This window comes from Sphingobacterium hungaricum (assembly GCF_015210005.1).
GTDB classification, from domain to species: domain Bacteria; phylum Bacteroidota; class Bacteroidia; order Sphingobacteriales; family Sphingobacteriaceae; genus Sphingobacterium; species Sphingobacterium hungaricum.
On sequence record NZ_MU158698.1, the window covers coordinates 605,462 to 626,804 of the forward strand.

Here is a 21,343-nt window from a genome sequence, read left to right on the forward strand (position 1 = left end):
ATAATTAATGAACTTCTTTGTCGAAAGGTTTAACGACAGATTGATAATTCACTTTCTCAATCGACATTTTGGCAATAATTTCTAACATGATTTCTGAAGTTCCGCCAATAATATTTCCCACACGCACATCGCGATACATACGCGCAATCTTATAATCTTCTGTAAATGCGTATCCACCGAAGAACTGGAAACATTTGTCAACTACATCAATCGCCAATTCGCTCGCTTGCAGTTTCGCAATGGAACATTCTTTCACCGCATAAGCTCCTTGTTGCTGCAAATCACAGCAATGGTAAACAAATGCTTTTACGGTTTCCATGTCAGCAACCATTTGTGCGACGCGATGGCGCAAGACTTGAAATTCCTGTAATTTTTTACCAAATGCCTCTCGATACGCCATGTACTCAAGCGCATATTGCAAAGCCGCATCGGCCGTCCCCAAACTATTTAAAGCCGCAGTCAAACGTTCCAGCTGCAAACCGCCCATCAAATATTTAAAGCCGCTGCCTTCCTCGCCAATCAAATGCGAAACAGGAACTTTAACGTTATCAAAACCCAACTCTGCGGTATCCGAAGCCTTCCAGCCCATCTTTTCAATCTTTGTTGCAGAAACTCCAGTCGCATTGCGATCGATCAATAGTAAACTAATGCCCTTGTTTTTCTTGCTTGGATCCGTTTTTACTGCCGTAATGAAAACATCGCCATAATATCCATTCGTAATAAATGTTTTCGAACCATTGACAATATAGTGGTCACCTTCAAGAACAGCTGTTGTCTTGATCTGCTGTACATCCGACCCTGCACCAGGTTCTGTTATTGCAACAGCGCTTACTAAATCACCGGAAATCACAGCGGTCAAATACTTTTGCTTCAATTCCTCGGAAGCATATTTTAAAAGATAAGGCGCCGACATATATTGAATCACCAAAGCGGCAATCGTAAAACCTCCCGAATAACAATGTGACAGTTCTTCGCAGAAAATCATCGAATAATAGAAATCCAAATCCAAACCTCCATATTCCTCAGGAAAATTTAAGCCCATAAAACCCATATCCCCCATTTTTTTCCAAATGGATTTATCGATTTCGCCCTCTTTTTCCCATTTATCAATATGAGGAAGGATTTCTTTTTTTATAAATGCCTGAAGGGTTTCGCGAAAAACTTGATGTTCTGGAGTTAATTGTTGTGAATACATAATTAGTTTATCAAATTCTGTTTATAAAACGGGCTCACAATAGGTTTATCGGCACTACAATTTTAATCAATTAGAAAAAATTAATCTACCAATCCATTATGAACAGCCGTTGCGAATTTAATAAAATATACGATTTATTGCGCCTGTTTTTGCAAATTTAATATCGTGTTAATGGATGATTAAATTCAAATGAGTAATGCGAATTAGATGCGAGGTGAATAAATAGACTTTGGAGAAGTACCGTACTGTAAACATAGTACTCCTAGAGAATTGACAATCCAAGTAGATTCATAAAACTGTGATTTAATAGTACCTTAACTAAAGTACCGATAATTCCTGTCCAAACGGAACAGGTAGCCATTATTATCATATATAGCAAATTCCCTCAATCCATATTCAAAATCTTCAATCGGATAGCAGATGCTTGCTTTATCTTTTATCGATTCCCAAATTTCCATGACGTTCAGTGTTTGAAAATAAAAGGAGCCTGTGAAATTTGACTGGGTAAAAGGCACATGATCATTCGGCAGAGAAAGCATCAATTCAATATCACCGAAACGAACGAAAGCAATCGTTGAATCAACATCAAGTGAACTAGAACTGAAATTTAAAATTTCGACATAAAAGTCAACTGATTTTTTTAGATCATTTGTATACAGAACGGGAGTTAGTTTTGTTAGCTTCATGGTGAATCATTTCTTAGCGTAAATATGTTTAATAAAAATTTGAAAAGAAAAATATACATGCAAAAAAAAGAAGCCTCTCGGCTTCTTTCTAAAAAATATCTAACAAATTAATGCGGTGAAAAACTCTATTTTACTGCGTCAACTACTGCTTTGAAAGCTTCTGGATGATTCATTGCTAAATCAGCTAAAACTTTACGGTTAAGACCGATTTGTTTTGCGTTCAATTTCCCGATTAATTGAGAATATGAAATTCCATATTGACGAGCACCAGCGTTGATACGTTGGATCCATAGCGCTCTAAACTCGCGTTTTTTGGTTTTACGGTCGCGGTATGCGTACTGTAAACCTTTTTCTACTGTGTTTTTAGCAATAGTATAAACTTTGCTTCTTGATCCATAATAGCCTTTAGCTAATTTAAGGATTTTTTTACGTCTTCTTCTCGAAGCTACTGCGTTAACCGAACGTGGCATAATTTTAAAAATTTAATTTGGTACAAGGCGCTACGTTTTTCAGTGAGCTTACTACCTGATACCCGGTTAAAAAAATATTGTGAATTACTAATTAAAAAAACTTATTTACCGATTGCAAGCATGCGTTTAACATTACCTGAATCTGCATCAGAAACATAACTAGTTGTTGTTAAGTTACGTTTTTGTTTTGTAGTTTTTTTAGTCAAGATGTGGCTTTTGTAAGCGTTTTTTCTTGCGATTTTACCTGTTCCAGTCAACTTGAAACGTTTCTTTGCGCTGGAATTGGTTTTAACTTTTGGCATAATACTTTATTTTATATCAATTTGTTAGAAATTTTTATTTTTTTGTTGTCGCCTTTGGCGCAATGGTTAAGAACATACGCTTACCTTCTAATTTAGGAAGCAATTCTACTTTACCGTAATCTTCTAAAGCTTGTGCGAAACGCAACAATAAGATTTCTCCCTGCTCTTTGAAGACAATTGCTCTACCTTTGAAATGCACATATGCACGTACTTTCTCGCCAGATTCCAAAAAGCGCATGGCATGCTTTAATTTAAAATCAAAATCATGCTCACTTGTATTCGGTCCGAAACGGATTTCTTTAATGACCGTCTGCTTAGCATTTGCTTTGATTTCCTTTTGCTTCTTCTTTTGCTCGTAAACGAATTTACTGTAATCAATTATTTTACAAACAGGAGGTACTGCATTTGGCGAAATCTCCACTAAATCAAGCTCTAACTCATCAGCCATCTCCAACGCCTTGCGTGTCGGAAATACTCCTTGTTCTACATTATCTCCCACCAGTCGCACTTCAGGCACTCTGATATGTTCGTTAATGCGGTGATCCGGTTCTTTCTTTCTCATTGGTGGTCTTGGACCACTCGATCTTTTTAATGCCAAATGTTTAAAATTAAACTGTTATTTCTTTAATTAATACTTCTTTAAATTCTACTTCGCTCATCGACCCTAAATCGACGGAGCCATGTTTGCGTACAGAAATTGTGCCATTTTCTAGCTCTTTCTCCCCTACAATCAACATGTAAGGCAGTTTTTTAATTTCTGCGTCGCGGATTTTACGACCAACCTTCTCGTCACGCAAGTCAATCAGACCGCGAATATCGGAATTATTTAGCGATTCTAAAAGTTTTTGCGCATATTCTTCATATTTTTCTGAAACTGGCAAAATGATAAATTGCTCAGGCGCAAGCCATAACGGGAACTGACCCGCACAATGTTCAATCAAAACAGCGATAAAGCGTTCCAAGGAACCGAATGGTGCTCGGTGGATCATTACCGGGCGATGTTTTGCATTGTCGCTTCCAGTATATTCCAGCTCGAAACGTTCCGGCAGGTTGTAATCGACCTGAATAGTTCCCAATTGCCATTTTCTACCCAAAGCATCTTTAACCATAAAATCCAACTTTGGACCATAGAAAGCGGCTTCTCCGTATTCAACTACAGTTGGCAAACCTTTTTCATTTGCTGCCTCAATGATTGAAGCTTCTGCCAATGCCCAGTTCTCATCCGAACCAATGTATTTAGTTCTATTTTCTGGATCGCGAAGTGATATCTGTGCTGTAAAGTCTTCGAAACCTAAAGCCCCAAAAACATAGAGCACCAAGTCTATGACTTTCTTAAATTCTTCCTTCACTTGATCAGGGCGACAGAATAAATGTGCATCATCTTGTGTAAACCCTCGAACACGAGTCAATCCATGCAATTCACCGGATTGCTCATAGCGATATACTGTTCCGAATTCGGCGAAACGAACAGGCAAATCTTTATACGAGCGAGGTTTAGTTTTATAAATCTCACAGTGATGAGGACAGTTCATCGGTTTCAAGAAAAACTCTTCACCTTCTACCGGAGTTTTAATCGGCTGAAATGAATCTGCTCCATATTTATCGTAATGACCAGAAGTTACATACAATTGTTTGTGTCCAATATGTGGTGTAACAACAGGTTCATAACCTGCTTTTAATTGTGCTTTTTGCAAGAAATCCATCAATTTCTGACGCAAGGCAGCACCTTTGGGCAACCATAACGGCAATCCCGCTCCTACTTTTTCAGAAAAAGCAAACAGCTCCAATTCCTTGCCTAATTTACGGTGATCTCTTTTCTTAGCCTCTTCAATAAACTTCAGGTATTCTGTTAATTCAGATGCCTTTGGAAATGTCACCCCATAAATACGAGTCAACTGTTTACGAGTTTCATCGCCTCTCCAATATGCTCCCGCAACATTGGTTAATTTAATGGCTTTGATAAATCCAGTATTCGGGATATGCGGACCACGGCACAAGTCAGTAAAATTGCCCTGACTGTAGAACGTAATGCTTCCATCCTGCAAATCTTTGATCAGGTCTAATTTGTATTCGTCGCCTTTTTCTTCGAAATAAGCAACTGCTTCGGATTTGGAAACTGCGCGGCGTTCGAAAACTTCCTTTTGCTTTGCCAATTCCAACATCTTGTCTTCAATCTGCTTGAAATCATCCGAAGAAAATTCGCGGTCGCCAAAATCTACATCGTAATAAAATCCGGTTTCGATATTTGGGCCTATTCCGAATTTAATTCCTGGATACAAAGCTTCTAAGGCTTCGGCCAAAAGGTGAGCAGATGAATGCCAAAAGGTAGATTTACCTTTGTCATCATTCCATGTCAACAATTTTACTGCGGAATCATTTTCGATTGGACGGGAAGAATCCCAGACTTCTCCATTAACTTCTGCGGCTAATACATTTCTTGCTAGACCTTCAGAAATTGACAAGGCTACTTGAGCCGCTGATGTTCCTTTTTCATATTCTCTGACGGAACCATCAGGTAATGTAATTTTAATCATGTACAACTATGACTTTAAAGTTTTAAATAAAATTAAGGGACAAATCTCCAACGTGAACGAATACGTTGCATATTCGATAAGCCCAATAAATACCGATGCAAAGGTAACAAAAATTAAATAATTCAGAATGGCAAATACCAGCCTTTGTCCGAAATTAATTTAATAATTGATGCTTCGAATAACTGTCACAGTTCCTTTATGAGAATATGATTTCGCACCATTGCTGTACCCATTGATTATGAAATAATAGGTACCATCTGCCATGCCATTACCATCCCACTCGTCTTTATAGTTAGCATTCCGATAGATTGATGCGCCATGTCGATTGATAACTTCCAATTCGATTTTATCAAAAATATGTGCCCCTAAAATCTTAAAAGTATCATTGACACCGTCACCATTTGGCGTGAATGTATTTGGAATAAAGAATCCTTTAGTGACAATAGTCACTTTCGCAACATTCGAAACTCCGCCATTGATATCTTTAACCGTATAGGTAAAATTATCGACGCCTGTAGTAAACTGATTTGGCTCATACCTAAAGTTTCCATTTCCTAAATTAATGATCGATCCTAATTGAGGATAACTCATTACTTCAACGGAATTAAAGTCTATGTTGACACCAGTTGATTTGTCATTTTCCAGAACATTAAATTCTACCGAGCGATTATACCAGGTTTCGGCATAATCATCTACTGCTTTTGGAATAGCTTCCAAAATAGTCACTGTCACCGTAGCTTCATTGCTCCATAGGTTATTCTGATCGGCAACCTGATAGGTAAACACATCTTCTCCAAAATATTCTGGATTAGGTGTAAATAAGATAGTGCCGTCAGCGTTTGGAACGGCTGTTGAATTAGCTGGCGTTTTAACTATCCGGATTTTATTTTTCATAATTTCCGAAGAACCTTTTTGATCATTGTCTAAAATAGAAATGACGACCGATTCATTTTCATATACCGTAGCCACATCATCTAGGGCTTTTATTTTCGTTGGCGTATAAACAACGGTAGGTTTATTATCATCATAGGTTAGGCCCGATATGTCCGTTTGTTTTGTTCCAAACAAACCATCGTCGCCAGTAATGGTCGCAGTATTGCTGACAAAGCCAGCTTCTATATCCGCATCTGTTACAACATAGGTCAATTGAAAACGTATAACCTCATTTTGAATGCTTGTTTTAGGTAAAGCAATGTATGTATCACTTAATTTAGGATCTGAAAATTTCAAATTGTCTATTGGATAATCACCAGAATGGCGAATTTCGAATAAATAAATGATCGGATCACCTAAAGTAAATAGCCCATCTTTAGAAGTCCCCTTATTTGTAACTGTTTTTTTCAACGCAATCTGCGGCTTTTTAGGAAGCACGATGACTGTTGGCGTATCGTTCGAGGAAGTTGTACCTGAACGATCAGACACATCAAAACCCCTCGGATTTTTACCGGTAATTAGTGCGGTATTTGTAACCGAACCTCGATCTAAATCCGCTTGCGTAATCACGTAGTCCACTGTAATAACAACTCGCTGGCTTGCGGTCATAGAAGATGAAGGCAACTTAAGTGGCTGATTTGACAAAAGCGGGTCAGTCAGTTTAAGTTCGGTCACATTCACCAAGCCACTATTTACTATTGTAAATGTGTAGCGGATCACTTCACCGACCTGAGCAAACTGATCTCTATTTGCATCAATATGAGCAGCATCTTTTATCAAAATAAGTTGTCCCCTCTCTCCTAAAGGTTCTAGCAAGAAGTAATCGGAATGATAAGCAATGTTGTTACATGTTACCGGCAAACCATTGTTGAGACACTCGCCGTGAGCCGTTCTAGGTTTCCCATTATATTCTAAAACAGAAGTTGCATCAGGATCGGTTACTTCCGCCGGGCGCAAAATAGTTGCTTCAGCATCTACCACGCCGTACACATCATCGGGAACTTCTGTAGCCTTCACATAGATTTTGACTATCACTTCACATTTAGCGCCTAAATCCATTAGTGTTTTGTAGGCTGTTGGATCATGAACAACGCCGCAATTGGTCACGTATTCGATACTTTCAACAGAAAAACCCTTTGGCACAATAAACTCGAATTCTGCATCTTTAACGCTCGATGGACCTTTATTGACCACTTTGATTTCATAATAAACCAACTCATCCAATTCGACCCTTTTATCTTGGACATTGGTAAATTCAACAGCTAAATCAGCTACTTTTGAAGATATGTAGAGAGTTTCTTCCACATACGCATCGTAAATATAGGTCCATGTATCCATGGCTTTTTCATTTCCAAAACTATCGCTTCCTTTACCTGTTGCATTTTTGCTGTATGTACCCCATTTGTGACCATTTTCATTACTGCTCTCTCCTTTTAGGTTAGTGATTGGCTTAGACCTTTCTTCTTCGAGCCCAAGGGTCAGGTCTATATCATTCCAATAAACGATGTCTGATTTCACTTTATAATCTTCATCTAATAACTCAATAATCAGTCCTTCTGGATTAATTTCCATATCTAAATAAGGAAAATGGACTTCACCACCAAGCTTTTGGATCTTTACAGTAATTGGATAACTGTCGCCAACGGGCATGCTTTTACCATTTCCGTCTTTGCCGTCCCAAAACACAGAATTCTCACCAGCTTTTGCATTAAATATTATTTCGACGGGTTGAAAATTAAATCTAGAATCGGAACTAGTTATGTAAATTTTATAGCTCGCAGGAGCATTTGTTTCAAAACTAATGTAGCTTCCACGCTTGCTCACGTAATTCGAAGTTCCCTCGATGCCATTGATTTGAATATTCGTAACCTTTAAATCTATTTGCTTTTTATACAACCAAGTTTGCCCTCCTGGAACTGCTCCATAACCAATTTCAGGCATGTAGATATCTGGACGAGTGTACATAATTTTATGCGTTATCTGCGATTCAGAATCAACGGTTCTAGGATCTTGAATTTTGTATGAATCGATGCTTGAATTATTTACACTTTTATAAAGTGGATCTGACTTTTCATCTAAAAATCCCTTGTTGTTAACAAAATAACAAAATGCGATTCCGTTGCTCCCATTGCCATTTACCTGATAAACATAGCCATCATTTGTCAACACGTAGTTCTTCCCGTAAAATGCTTGATTTGGATCTTCAATCTGATCGCCGGAGATCTGCAAATTCAAGGTATTGGTATATACACGGCCTTTTATCCAATCTTCGTCCGCACGATTTCTGACGGAAATGTCCCATGCAGAAATAAAATATTCGTTGGTTTGCACCCAATCTTTGTCGGCACGGACATTCTGAGCTTTGTTTTGTCCAACATTATGATCGTTGTCACCGGATGGCGCTACAAACTCGATTTTCCAAATCCCTTGATTCGAAGCGTCAATTAGAACTTCATAAGGTGCATAACCCCTTCTAGGACCCGCCAACTCAGCCGCACGAGTACCGGAACCATTATCCGCAATTCGGCCAAGATTACTGCTGCTTGTGTTAATGATTTGGTTTGTTGGGCTAGTTAGAATTATCTTACCCTGCCCAACGCCTTGTGCACTGGATGCTACGGCTAACTTCTCGCCCGCTTGCACATACACATAATGTGTTCCTAAAGTAAGGAATGGCATACTTGCGTTATTTATTCGCGATCCGTTATGCGAAACTAGAAATGCGCGATTTCCTTGAACACCTTGGGGATAAAAATCTTTTGAACCATCGGCATAGGCTAAAGAATTGGTAATGAAAAAACTAAACACAATCATTACCCTACAAATAAGTTTCATCATTTTCATAGACACCGTTTTTCAATAGCTCACTCAATCAGTTTGGATTTGTGGCGAATACGCTACAAATATGAAAATAAATTTAATTAAAATTTTGAATTTAAAAATATTTTTATAAAAAATTAAAAACCTTAAATACAGAGTTTTAAGCGTGTTTTAATAACACGATATAATATTGTAATAGATTTTTCGTTTATGGAAACGACAAACATGGTAGCTAAACGACTACAAATTTTGTTAAAAAAGTCATTTGTAGTTGAATATTAACTGTAGCGTCACGCGATCGTTCGTCGTGGCTTTTGGGGGTAAGTTGAGGAAGAGTTAGTAATTCAGGCTTCTTATAATTGTTACAGTGCCTTTGTTGTTATATGATTTTCCATCGGCGCTGTGCCCATTAACAATAAAGTAATACGTACCATCTGATAAGCCTTCTGCAGACCAATCGTTTTTGTAATCATCGCTGCGATACATAAGCTTACCATGCCGATTGATGACCTCCAGCTGAATTCGATCAAACATGTAGGCGCCTATAATAAAAAATGTATCATTTTTACCGTCTCCATTTGGGGTAAACGTATTTGGTATAAAAAATCCTTTTGTCAAAATTGTAACTGTGGCTTCATTAGAATACCATCCGTTAGAGTCCTTGACTCGATAGATAAAGTCATCCGTTCCTGTAAAATTTGAAAATGGCGTGTAGTGAACAATTCCATTTGGCAAAATCACTGCCGAACCATGTTGAGGATATCTTAAGACTTCAATGCTATTGAGATCGATAGTCGCTCCAGGAACAGAATCGTTTAGAGTTATTGCTAACTCTACCGCACGATTGTACCATGTTTCAAAATAATCGACTACAGCGATTGGATTTGTCTGCCTAACATCGATGAATAACGTCGCCTCAGTGCTCCAAAGTCTATTTTCATCTGCGACCTGGTAAGTCAGAAAATCGCCGCCGACAAAATCAGTGTTTGGTTCGTAGAGAATAGAGCCATCGACTCGAGAAATCGCAGTTCCATTAGATGGCGGAGTTAAAACACGAACCGAGCTAGGTATCAATACGCCACTTCCTTTGATGTCGTTACTTAGAACTTTAAACGATTTGCTGTTATTTTGATACATCCATTCTTCATCATCGATTGCTTTTGCACGCGTAGGTGTAGAAACTCGCGTCGGCAGATCGTCATCGACTGTCAAACCAGAAATATCCGAAATTTGAGTTCCAAAAAGCTCTTCTATACCATAAACTGAAGCAGTGTTTTCTACATAACCTCGATCAACGTCTTCATTCGTTACTATATATCGTAACTCGGTCGTAATGTTTTCATTCTTGATGGTCTGCCGGTCTGGAACAATGATTTCAGATGAGATTTTCAAATCCTCTATCTTTAAATCTTCCACTGCTATTTCTCCAGAATGATAGATTTCCAATTTATAGATTAATTCGTCATCTACCGTAAAATATCCACCGGTACCCGTGCCAATATTTAACACAGATTTCTTTAACCTAAGGACAGGCTTTTTCTCAATCACGATTAGCGTGCGATCATCGTTATCCGCCGCTGTTCCAGAGATGTCTTTAACGTCAAACTTTCTTGGGTTTTTGCCGGAAACTAATGCAGTGTTCTCAATAAAACCTTTATCGAAATCAGCCTGTGTAATGGTGTAATTGACAACAACTTGAATTTCCTCCCCTACAGCTAAGCTTGTTTGAGCTAGCGAAATGGGATTTGAAGAGAGCATTAAATCAGCCAACACAAGATCATCTACAGCGACAAATCCATTGTTCTTTATTGTGAATATGTACTGAATTACTTCACCGACTTGTTTAAAACGGTCGCCATTGTCATCCAGATGCATAGCCTCCTTTAGCAAAGTTAGACTACCTCGCTCATTCAATAGCTCCAACAAGTAAGCATCTGTATTCAATTTAATGTTGTTGCAACCAACACCCAAACCATTATTTTCGCATTCGTCGGCCGCTGTTCGAGTTGAATTCACGTCTAATGAATTGGAAGTTGCGTCAGGATCGGTTGTATCTATGGGACGCAAGATCGAAGCATAAGCTTCGACTTGACCATACGTTCCGTCGGGTACGGGATAGTTTGCTACTGCCGAGAAAGTAAAAGTTAGCCCACAGCCATTGGTCAGATCGATCTGGGTTTGATAAGAATTCGAACGAATCACTGCTCGATTTAGAATTGCACAATCGCTTTCATGTTTGACGTCAGTTATTTGGAAACCTTCCGGAAGGGTGAAATTAAATAATGCTCCCGTGATATCTGATGGCCCATTATTTACTACTTTAACCTCATAAATAACGGTTTCTCCGAGTTCAATAGTTGTTTGAGATGTGATAACAGACTCTATTTCCAAATCTGCGACTTTAACCGTGATTTCTTTCGTGGCAGTTTCATCAATGCTTAAAGCATACGCCCATGTATCCATCGATCTTTCATTTCCAAAACTAAACCCGCCATAGTTGCCATTGCTATTGAAATTGGTGGTTTGATCCCGATAAGATCCCCACCTGTGACCGTTAAGATTGCTACTTATGCCTGTCAGATTGGTGATGGGATCTGATGATTCTCCAGGAGCGCCAGGAGAAATATCGTTATCATCCCAATAAACGATATCAGATTCAACGTCGATTAAATTATCATTTAGCAATTCAATAATAATTCCATTGGGGTTTATCTCCATGTCGATGTATGGGAAATGAACCTCACCGCCAAGCAATTCTACTTTTATTGTCACAGCATACTGTTCTCCAGCAGGCAACAAAACGCCATTTCCATCTTTGCCATTCCAGTACACTTGATTTAACCCGTCCTTGCCCGATACAATTAAGGTGGCCGGTTCAAAAGGCATCAATTCATCAGCGCTAGCAACGGTTATTTTATAGGTAGCTTCCAGATTCGTTTCGAAATAAATGTTGCTGCCTCGCGAACTGACAAAATCTTCAGTACCTTCCAATCCAACAATTCGAATATTCCCAACAACGGCAGTCTCTCTATCTTTTTTCAAAAGCCACGTGGATCCACCCGGAGCCGCACCTGATGCTAATTCAGGTAAATCCGCATTTGGCAAATTGTACATCATCTTATGCGTCACCTGTCCAAATCCATCAGCCCCTCTCGGATCTTGAATATTGAAATCCCCTAATCTTGACGAGTTGACACTTTTATACAACGGCTCATCATTAATGTCTAAATATCCTTTGTTATTTACAAAATACGAAAACGCAATCCCATTGCTTCCATTTCCCTTAACTCGATATATATAGCCATCGTTCGTCATCACATAATTCTGACCATAAAATGCTCCAAAAGAGTTTGACAATGGGCCAGCATTAATCTGCAAATTCAAAATATTGGTATATACCCTTCCGTCAGTCCAATCATTGATGATAGGATTAAAAACCGAAATATCCCAAGCTGCAATAAAATTATTGTATTGATTCTGTTCCCAATCTGAATCAGCCAAGACAGATGCTGGACTGCGGTTTGACTCATCCGGCATATCACTAGGAGGAATGAATTCTACTTTCCAAATTCCAGCATTTGACCCATCTATAACAATTTCAAACGGAGTATACCCAATCCTCGGTCCCGCTAGCTCCGCACTTCGCGTGCCGGACCCTGTATTTCCGATAATGCCATCCGAAGTTCCTTGTGTTGTAATAACTACCCCTGAAGGATTCGTCAAACGAATATACCCACTCCCAATACCTTGTGCACTAGAAGCCACAGCCAGAACCTCTCCAGGTTTCACATAAGCGTAGTGTTCACCATAATTTACAAAAGGAAAGCTCGTACTTGATAACGAATAATGACCGCTTACTAAAAAAGCACGATTTCCGGACACGCCTAAAGGATATAAATCTTTAGAACCCTCGGCTTTTGCATTTCTAGCAAACAAGAGCAAGGTTATCAAACACACTATTATCCAAAAATCAAACTTTGGCATATTTGGCAATAAGGATAGTATTGAAAATTGCGATTAGAAACATAACTGATTGACTCCATTAAGGAACCTAACTTTTCTTAAATAATTGACCTATAAATCCTTCGATAAAATAGATATTTAAATGTAGCAAGAAATATTTATTAATAATCATTAATCGCAAATAATTAGAATAATATTTATCTCGCGTCAGCCGACTTCCAGAAAAATCAATAACTTATTTTTCGAATAAGCGGCAATCATGCCCTGTTCCTCTTACCCTTTCGGACAAAAATCCTAAGCACATTATCCAGCGGACTGTCCGAAAGCAGTATAAAAACAATCGTTGATTGGCATCAAAGCAATCTACCTTCGAATATTTGGTTTATGAAGGTTGCAAACAGTAAGGCTTACCTGATGATATTTGATTAGTCCTACGAAAAATAAAAAACCATGAGATATAAGACGTCCTGAATCCACGAGTATTCCCTAAAAATATTATCTCTGAGTAAATCGTTAAATCCCATTATCTTTTGTTAATTTTGTCACCTCAAAAAAGAGGAGAGCGTATGTCGGTGTCAGTTCCAGAAGATGGTTCGTTGCTTCCTTTAATGGAAGAATTTTATACAATTCAGGGTGAAGGTTATCACACAGGAAAAGCAGCTTATTTTATTCGTTTAGGTGGTTGTGATGTGGGATGCCATTGGTGTGATGTGAAGGAAAGCTGGAATGCCGAATTGCACCCCTTGACCCCGGCCGAAACGATTGTTGAGAATGCAAAAAAATATCCTTCCAAAACCGTGGTAATTACAGGTGGCGAACCTTTAATCTACAATTTGGATTACCTAACGAAAGCATTGCATGAGGCTGGAATCACCACCTTTATCGAAACGTCGGGCGCTTATCCGTTGAGCGGCGAATTGGACTGGGTTTGTCTTTCTCCTAAAAAATTCAAAGGCCCTCGTCCGGATGTATTGGCCGCTGCTGGCGAATTAAAAGTCATTGTTTTCAATAAATCTGATTTTGAATGGGCAGAGGAACATGCGAAATTGGTTGGAGAGAACTGCAAATTGTATTTACAGCCAGAATGGTCTAAAGCTGCAGAAATGACGCCGCGGATTATTGAGTATGTAATGGCTAATCCGAAATGGGAAATCTCCTTGCAGACGCATAAATACTTAAACATTCCTTAGTTTCTTCGCGAATTCTTAGGTAAGAAAAGGCGGATAGCCCTTTGAATCGGACACTGTCAGAAAAAACTTCTATCTTGCTGTCGTTTTCTTTTTATCAAATAGAAATGCGGTTTATCCTAATCTTAGTCATCAGCCTGTTATTCAGTTCTGTTTTCGCGCAGGCTCCTTCTACTGTGAAGAAAGCGCAAGAAGCCTATGAGAAAGCTGGAAAGCACTTGGCATTAAATGAATACGAACAAGCCATTCGCTACCTAGAACAAGCGACGGCACTGGATGCTAAATTTGCAACTGCCTACCAACAGCTGGGCGATATTTACCGCAAACAGGAGAAGTACCAGAAGGCCGCAACAGCCTACCAAAACGTGATTAGCATCAAACCAAACTTAACAAGTCTGACTTATTTTGGATTAGGTGAGTCCTTGCTTTTTACAGGCAAGTATCAGGATGCAATTGTTGCCCTGAACACCTACAAATCCAAACAGAATCTTTCTGAGAAAAGCCTGCTTGTTCTGAATAAATACCTGAAAGATTGTGAATTTTCATTGGCGAATAGCCAAGCAACGACTTCATATTTGATGCATCGCTTGCCCAATACCATCAACTCAGCTAATGATGAGTATTTCCCTCAGCTAACCGCCGACCATAAAACCATAATCTTTACCAGAAAGCTGAATAACCAGGAAAACTTTTACGAGAGCATATTTAAAAACGACACTTGGTCTGTCGCGCAAATACTGAACGGGGCGGTGAACTCGGATGAATTCAACGAAGGAGCGCATTGTATTTCTCCTGACGGAAAATACATTTTTTTTACCGGTTGCAATCGGCCGAATGGACTTGGAAGCTGCGACCTCTATGTTGCAAAAAAAGAAAATGGCGTCTGGTCTCAACCACATAATCTCGGTGCTCCCATTAATTCAAAAGGCTGGGAAGCACAGCCTTCGATAAGTGCGGACGGCAAAACCTTATATTTCGTCAGTAATCGCGCAGGTGGAATTGGCGGATACGACCTCTATAAAAGCCAACTAAAAAGCGACGGCTCATGGGGTACTCCCGTGAACTTAGGCAAAGAAATCAATACGCCGTTTAATGAAAGTGCGCCTTACATCCATGCCAATAACCAAACTTTGTATTTCGCATCCGATGGTTGGCCAGGGTTCGGACGAAAGGATATTTTCAAATCCACATTGGATTCGGCAGGAAATTGGTCGACTCCAGAAAACCTAGGCGCTCAGGTTAACAATTATGCAGAGCAAATGTCAATGCATGTCAGCATGAATGGAGAAACGGCTCACCTCGCGGCTCAGGATTCTACGGGTCAATTTGATATTTATGCCTTTGAATTGCCAAAGCGCCTTCAACCCAAAGCGGTTGCTTACATACTTGGAACCATTTTGGATGCCAAAAGCAAAGCGCCTATTCAAGCATTAGTTAGTGTGACTAATACCAACACCCAGCAAATTGTGTATACAGACCAAAGTGATAACGACGATGGAAAATACCTAGCCACATTGCCAATTGGCCATAATTACGCGGTACATATTCAGAAGGAAGGTTACTTATTCGATTCCAAACAATATGCAATGGATGACGCTAAATTTATCAATGAAGAATTTATCCATACCACTTTGCTTGAGCCCATCGAGTCCGGTAAGCTGGTCACGCTAAATAATATTTATTTCGACGTCAATAAATTCGACCTGCTTCCCACTTCAATCAGTGATTTGGATGTCCTATTGAGCTTTCTGAAACTAAACCCCAAAGTCAGCATCGAATTGGCTGGCCATACTGACAATACCGGAAACAAAACCAGTAACCAGTTGCTCTCAGAAAACCGTGCTAAAGCAGTCGTAACCTACTTGACCAATAACGGAATTTCGTCCAACCGCCTAAAAGCTGTCGGATATGGCGACAGCAAACCCATCGCAGACAATATCAGCGACGAAGGAAAGCAACTTAACCGCCGGACAGAGTTTAAAGTTTTGTAAAGTAAAAAGATTTTCAAAGGAAAAAGCCTTTCAAAGTAAAAAGTAAAAATTCAAAAGTAAAAAGCCTTTCTAGGTGTTATCTTACTTATAGACGTAATCGAGCATATAAATTTATTCTTTCAAATCGAAGCCATCTCGGCTCTCAAATCTCAAATCTCACATGTCATATCTATTGTCTCATATCTATCGTCTCAAATCTCCCCTTACAGCTTCACCACTTCTCCCGTCTTAACAGATTCATCGCAAGCAATAGCAATCTTTAAGCTATTTAAGGCATCATCCATTGACTTTGTCAAATCCAGGTCTTCACGAATGGCTTTTAAGAAAAATGACTGCTCTCGGTCACATAATTCCTGGTGGTCAGGTTCGTCCTGCAAGTCAATCCATTGGTCGGGATGGATAAATTTATTTTGCTCATCGATGGCCGAAGAATGTACTCGTATGGATTCAGTTTTGGTATGCGATGCGACGGAATCCGAATTTCCAGCTTGTGAGGCTTCTTTGGCGACAATGGAAACCGAACCTTTCGGCCCGAATACATCTTTGATAAAAAACGCCGTCTCGCTGACCATCGGCCCCCAGCCAGCTTCATACCAACCTACGCTCCCATCGTCAAAGCGGATTTGCAATTGTCCGTAATTGTAATTTCCTGCCGGAATATCATCCGTCAACCGTGCTCCAATCGCTGTAACCTGCGTCGGTTTCGCTGAAGTCATCTGGCACATCACATCGATATAATGGACTCCACAATCAACAATCGGGCTTAGGCTTTCCATTAGGCTGCGATGCACATCCCACATATAGCCTTGGCTTTGCTGATTTAAATTCATCCGCATCACCAATGGTTTGCCCAACTTCTTGCTTTCATCAATAAACCGAACCCATGATGGATGGTAACGCAAGATATAGCCAACCACTAATTTCTTCTTGTTTCTCTTTGCTGCCGCAATTACTTTTTCCGCTCCCAGCACAGAATCCGCGATGGGTTTCTCCAGAAACACATGCGCCCCAGCGTCGAAGGATTGGATGGCATAGGATTCATGCGTATCCGGATAAGTCGAAATACAGACCGCATCAGGTTTGGTTTGTTGCAGGGCTTCTTCAAAATCAGAAAATAAGGCATAGGCATTTCCTAGTTCCGCATTTAGTTTCGCTTTGCTATCGCCTCTTGAAACCAATCCGACGATTTCAAATTCATCCATTTTGTGATAGGCTTTTGCATGCGAAACACCCATGTTTCCACAGCCAACAACGAGAAGTTTAAGTTTATTCATTTTATGCTTTTTTATTCGACTTGCGCAGTAAAATGCGTATAATCCCGAATATTTATATAAATTCACAACAAATTATAAATAATTAACCCTTTATGCAAGATATTGTATCTACTTCTGAACCGTTAATTACCGATACCGCCGCCGTATTCGGATTATTGATGCTCGTTTTAGCAGTCGTATTTTATACATCAGGCCTTAGTAATAAATACATTAAGAACTTTTACGCGGTCATCCCTCCCCTGTTGCTCTGTTATTTTATCCCGGGAATTTTAAATTCCACAAATGTAATTGATGGCGAGAATTCACCATTGACCAGCATCGGCAGCCGCTATTTCCTGCCTGCCTGTTTAATCCTGTTTACGCTAAGCCTCGACCTCAAACAGCTGTGGTCTTTGCGCAAACGTGCAGGACTCATGTTTATTACCGGTACTGTCGGAATTATTTTAGGAGGCCCATTAGCTGTTTGGCTCGTTTCCTTATTTGCGCCTGACGTGGTTGGCGGAGTAGGTCCTGAAGAAGTTTGGAAAGGTTTAGGTTCGTTGGCTGGCTCATGGATTGGTGGTTCGGCAAATCAGGTCGCCTTGAAAGAAATCCTTGAACCTTCACCCAAATTATTTTCTTCGATTATTGCAGTGGATGTGTTTGTTGCTTATATCTGGATGGCTTTATTGTTATACGGCGCTAGCAAAAATGAAAAGATGAATGCATATCTAAAAGCCGATGATTCGGACGTCAAAGCCTTGATGAGCGAAATGGAGAAATTAAGCCAGGAAAACACAAAAATTCCCCAAACCCGGGATTACTTGATGATGTTAGGTTTAGCTTTTGCCGGGACTGGCCTTGCTTCTTTATTGGCTGCGCCAATCAGCGAGTACATGACTGTCCATCATCCCGGACTTGCGAAATTCTCTCTGACAAACAATTTCTTTTGGTTGGTTTTGTTTGCGACAATTTTTGGCATTGCCCTATCTTTTACGAAAGCAAAAAAACTCGAACATGCAGGCGCATCCAAAGTCGGAAGCGTACTGCTGTATATGTTAATCGTGACAATCGGGATGCAAATGGATATTATGGCTATTCTCCAAAATCCAGGACTTTTTCTCGTGGGGATTATCTGGATAAGCTTCCATGCTTTGTTGCTGATTCTAATGGCTCGACTGATTAAAGCTCCATTCTTCTATTTAGCGGTAGGCTCAATGGCAAATGTAGGCGGAGTCGCATCGGCAACAGTCACGGCAGGCGCATTCCATACCTCATTGGTTCCTATCGGCGTCATCTTGGCTGTATTCGGCTATGCAATCGGCACCTATTTAGGCTGGCTCTGCGCAATTTTGATGCAGATGGTGTCGCCAATTTAGGGTATTAGAGAGTAGATTTGAGATATGAGATGTGAGATTTGAGAGCTGGGATGGCGCCCAACGCTGGTGCAAGGCTGTGACCTATTTCATATAACAAATTAAGCACACGCGAAACGCGTGCGCTAGCCACCATATAATACCCATCTAGGTTTTTTACTTTTTAATTTTTACCTTTTAATTTGAAAACCGCTGTTCGATATCTTCCGAAGGGAGATGTCGAACTAATAAATAAACAGGGATTTGTAATCCCGAATCTTTCAAGACGGTTTCCATCATTAGAGCGGATTGCAAATCCGCTTTAATCAGAGATTCAGGATGACCCTGCGGAACATCCTGAATAGCGGGTTAAGCACACGCCTAACGCGTGTGCTAGCCACTTAGACTACCCATCTAGATTTTTTACTTTTGAATTTTTACTTTGAAAAGCTTTTTACTTTGAAAAGCTTTTACTTTATCTTTAGCCATAAATGAAACTGATTATGGACAGATATATCCCCTTTATTCTTGCCTTGATAGTTGCGCTGAGCGCAAAACCTGGTTTTTCACAGGACACAACGTACTATGATTCGACTAAGTCGAATAAAGTGCTATCAAGAGACAAAGCTAAATACTATGAAATTGTTGAGCATCAAGATGCATCGAGAAAAACCATTAACTTGTACACGATAGAAGGAACGAAGGTTGCTGAAACATCGTATCTTAAATTTAACACTCCACCGGCATCATCGATGAATTTTGCAAAATCGCATTCAAATCAAAAAGGCTATATGTTGGACGGAGCTAAAACGGAATGGCATGAAAACGGAAATTTAAAGTCTGAGGAAATTTATGCAAATGGCCTTATCACGGGCGTGAAGAAACAATGGTATGGGGATGGGAAACCGTATTATGAAGTGAATTTCAAAGACGACCTGATGGAAGGTGATTTTTTGGTATGGTGGGAATCGGGCAAGCCAAAACGAACAGCTAAGTATGCGGATAACGAGTTGGTAGCTGGCGAATGTTTTGACGAAAAAGGCAATCCCGTGGACTATTATGAATTTTGGGTACAGCCAGATTATCCGGGTGGCATTAATGAAGCCCGGAAATTTGTTGGGCAGAACTTCAACTACCCTTCGAGTGCAATCAGAAGCGGTGTAAATGGAACCGTTGAAGTCAAATTCGTTGTCGAGAAAGATGGAAGCCTCAGCGAAGTCGGCATCTCCAAAAGCATGACCGAGGATATTGACAAAGAAGCCATTCGCACAGTTAAGAAATTAAAGAAATGGAAACCCGGTGCGATGGATGGAAAACCCGTCCGCGTGCTATACGCCTTGCCGATTCGCCTTGTGTTATCGAATTAAAAAACAAATGCCCGGTCGGGCGACCGGGCAATTTGCCTTCTACGATTACTATAAATAATCCAAACTTTAAATAAATATCCTCTTAATCTTGTTTGACGACAGTTTTATAGATTAGGTCAGACACAACTACTTGGGAGTTCGTACCTGTAACAATCAACTGAATAGATAGATTAGCACCTAATGGCAAGCCATATATTTCAATACTCTTCGTCGAGCCAGGCACAATCAGGGGGTCTTTATGTTTATCAACAGGCTGTTCCAAGAAATTAACAACGGCGATGTAAGTGTTTGCGCCAGTCACTTTATCACAAGAAACAATGATTTTACCCTCAATTGATGTGTTCTTTGCTGTAAAATTAACAATGGAACCTAAGACCACTTTCGATTTTGTCTTTTTCACCAAATCATAACCCGTCGTAATCAGCAACGAATATTTGCCTTTTGCTTTTAATTGAACGCCAAGACCCAAATTGCGCAACGCATCGTTACATACATTAAGTTGCTCCGTTCGGTCGTTGACCAAATGCGGTATCTCGGCGTCAATTTGTGTCTGAATATCAATCAGAGTCTTTAATTTTGGAGATAATGTAGCGACCTCTTCCTGTAGTTCGGTAAAGTTGCTATTACCCGTCATTTTAGAAATAATCAACTGCATCTTCGCTATAAAATTCTTTATAGTCAAAGAATAATAGGTGTAAACAATTTCATAGTAATCTTCCATGATATACTGTTTAAATGGTGATAAATTAATTTTAGTTAACACCTAAATTTAAACACAATTAACTGATTTTAAAACGGTTGTTTACTAAACTTCTCAACAAGGAAGCCGTAATCTCTACTCAAAACAGCTTCGCTAATATTGCCTTATTATTAAGAATTTGTTAAGTGAAGTCAATTATTTTTAGAATCTAAAAATAATATTATCCAATGGTAAATAACCTGGCGAAACAACTACAAGCGCCTGAATTAATGTGGAAAACTTATCCACATTGGCTTTGCTAATCCAGCGCGTATTTCTGCCGAAGCGATAAGTTTGACAAACACGTATAGAGCTGTGCAAAACTTCAATTTGAAACACAACATCCGACCCATCGGAACACACTGACCGTGGCACAAGTACACTCATCCGACCCATCGGAACACAGTGACCGTGGCACAAGTACACTCATCCGACCCATCGGAACACACTGACCGTGGCACAAGTACACCCATCCGACCCATCGGAACACACTGACCGTGGCACAAGTACACCCATCCGACCCATCGGAACACACTGACTGTGGCACA

General features: G+C 39.8%; 14 protein-coding genes. 4 read left to right on the plus strand and 10 right to left on the minus strand.

The window, feature by feature from the left end:
• Positions 1 to 4: 4 nt before the first annotated feature.
• The 8 genes from C4F49_RS05840 to C4F49_RS05875 all read right to left on the minus strand — a co-directional run bounded on the left by C4F49_RS05840 (position 5) and on the right by C4F49_RS05875 (position 12,924).
• Positions 5 to 1,195, minus strand: coding sequence for an acyl-CoA dehydrogenase family protein (locus C4F49_RS05840; protein WP_196934943.1), 1,191 nt, complete (start codon positions 1,193 to 1,195; stop codon positions 5 to 7).
• A 314-nt stretch (positions 1,196 to 1,509) separates the two neighbouring features.
• Positions 1,510 to 1,881: a VOC family protein gene (locus C4F49_RS05845; protein ID WP_196934944.1), complete on the minus strand. Its 372-nt coding sequence runs from the start codon at positions 1,879 to 1,881 to the stop codon at positions 1,510 to 1,512.
• A 125-nt stretch (positions 1,882 to 2,006) separates the two neighbouring features.
• Positions 2,007 to 2,351: a 50S ribosomal protein L20 gene (rplT, locus tag C4F49_RS05850; protein ID WP_196934945.1), complete on the minus strand. Its 345-nt coding sequence runs from the start codon at positions 2,349 to 2,351 to the stop codon at positions 2,007 to 2,009.
• Between the two features lie 101 nt (positions 2,352 to 2,452).
• Positions 2,453 to 2,653, minus strand: a complete 201-nt coding sequence (gene rpmI / locus C4F49_RS05855; protein WP_196934946.1) for a 50S ribosomal protein L35 — start codon at positions 2,651 to 2,653, stop codon at positions 2,453 to 2,455.
• A 34-nt stretch (positions 2,654 to 2,687) separates the two neighbouring features.
• Positions 2,688 to 3,215, minus strand: coding sequence for a translation initiation factor IF-3 (infC, locus tag C4F49_RS05860; protein ID WP_231388218.1), 528 nt, complete (start codon positions 3,213 to 3,215; stop codon positions 2,688 to 2,690).
• Positions 3,216 to 3,261: 46 nt separating this feature from the next.
• A complete protein-coding gene (gene thrS, locus C4F49_RS05865) occupies positions 3,262 to 5,187 on the minus strand; it encodes a threonine--tRNA ligase (RefSeq protein WP_196934948.1) in 1,926 nt (641 codons plus the stop codon).
• A gap of 159 nt (positions 5,188 to 5,346) precedes the next feature.
• On the minus strand, positions 5,347 to 8,934 hold the full coding sequence (locus C4F49_RS05870) for a DUF7507 domain-containing protein (protein WP_231388219.1): 3,588 nt from the start codon (positions 8,932 to 8,934) through the stop codon (positions 5,347 to 5,349).
• Positions 8,935 to 9,276: 342 nt separating this feature from the next.
• Positions 9,277 to 12,924 carry a DUF7507 domain-containing protein gene (locus C4F49_RS05875; protein ID WP_196934950.1) on the minus strand — a complete coding sequence of 1,216 codons (3,648 nt, stop codon included), beginning with the start codon at positions 12,922 to 12,924 and terminating at the stop codon, positions 9,277 to 9,279.
• Between the two features lie 545 nt (positions 12,925 to 13,469).
• Between C4F49_RS05875 and C4F49_RS05880 the strand changes: the two genes are divergently transcribed.
• On the plus strand, positions 13,470 to 14,093 hold the full coding sequence (locus C4F49_RS05880) for a 7-carboxy-7-deazaguanine synthase QueE (RefSeq protein WP_196934951.1): 624 nt from the start codon (positions 13,470 to 13,472) through the stop codon (positions 14,091 to 14,093).
• Positions 14,094 to 14,197: 104 nt separating this feature from the next.
• Complete coding sequence (locus tag C4F49_RS05885) at positions 14,198 to 16,081, plus strand: OmpA family protein (protein ID WP_196934952.1); 1,884 nt, start codon at positions 14,198 to 14,200, stop codon at positions 16,079 to 16,081.
• 203 nt (positions 16,082 to 16,284) lie between these two features.
• On the opposite strand, the gene C4F49_RS05890 is transcribed toward C4F49_RS05885, so the two are convergent.
• Positions 16,285 to 17,355, minus strand: a complete 1,071-nt coding sequence (locus tag C4F49_RS05890; RefSeq protein ID WP_196934953.1) for a Gfo/Idh/MocA family protein — start codon at positions 17,353 to 17,355, stop codon at positions 16,285 to 16,287.
• A 92-nt stretch (positions 17,356 to 17,447) separates the two neighbouring features.
• Here C4F49_RS05890 and C4F49_RS05895 point away from each other — a divergent pair, with 92 nt between their 5' ends.
• Both C4F49_RS05895 and C4F49_RS05900 read left to right on the plus strand, forming a co-directional pair.
• Entirely contained in the window at positions 17,448 to 18,713 is a 1,266-nt protein-coding gene (locus C4F49_RS05895) for a DUF819 family protein (RefSeq protein WP_196934954.1), read from the plus strand.
• A 479-nt stretch (positions 18,714 to 19,192) separates the two neighbouring features.
• Positions 19,193 to 20,056, plus strand: coding sequence for an energy transducer TonB (locus C4F49_RS05900; RefSeq protein ID WP_196934955.1), 864 nt, complete (start codon positions 19,193 to 19,195; stop codon positions 20,054 to 20,056).
• 82 nt (positions 20,057 to 20,138) lie between these two features.
• On the opposite strand, the gene C4F49_RS05905 is transcribed toward C4F49_RS05900, so the two are convergent.
• Positions 20,139 to 20,777 carry a hypothetical protein gene (locus C4F49_RS05905; RefSeq protein WP_196934956.1) on the minus strand — a complete coding sequence of 213 codons (639 nt, stop codon included), beginning with the start codon at positions 20,775 to 20,777 and terminating at the stop codon, positions 20,139 to 20,141.
• Between the last annotated feature and the right edge of the window lie 566 nt (positions 20,778 to 21,343).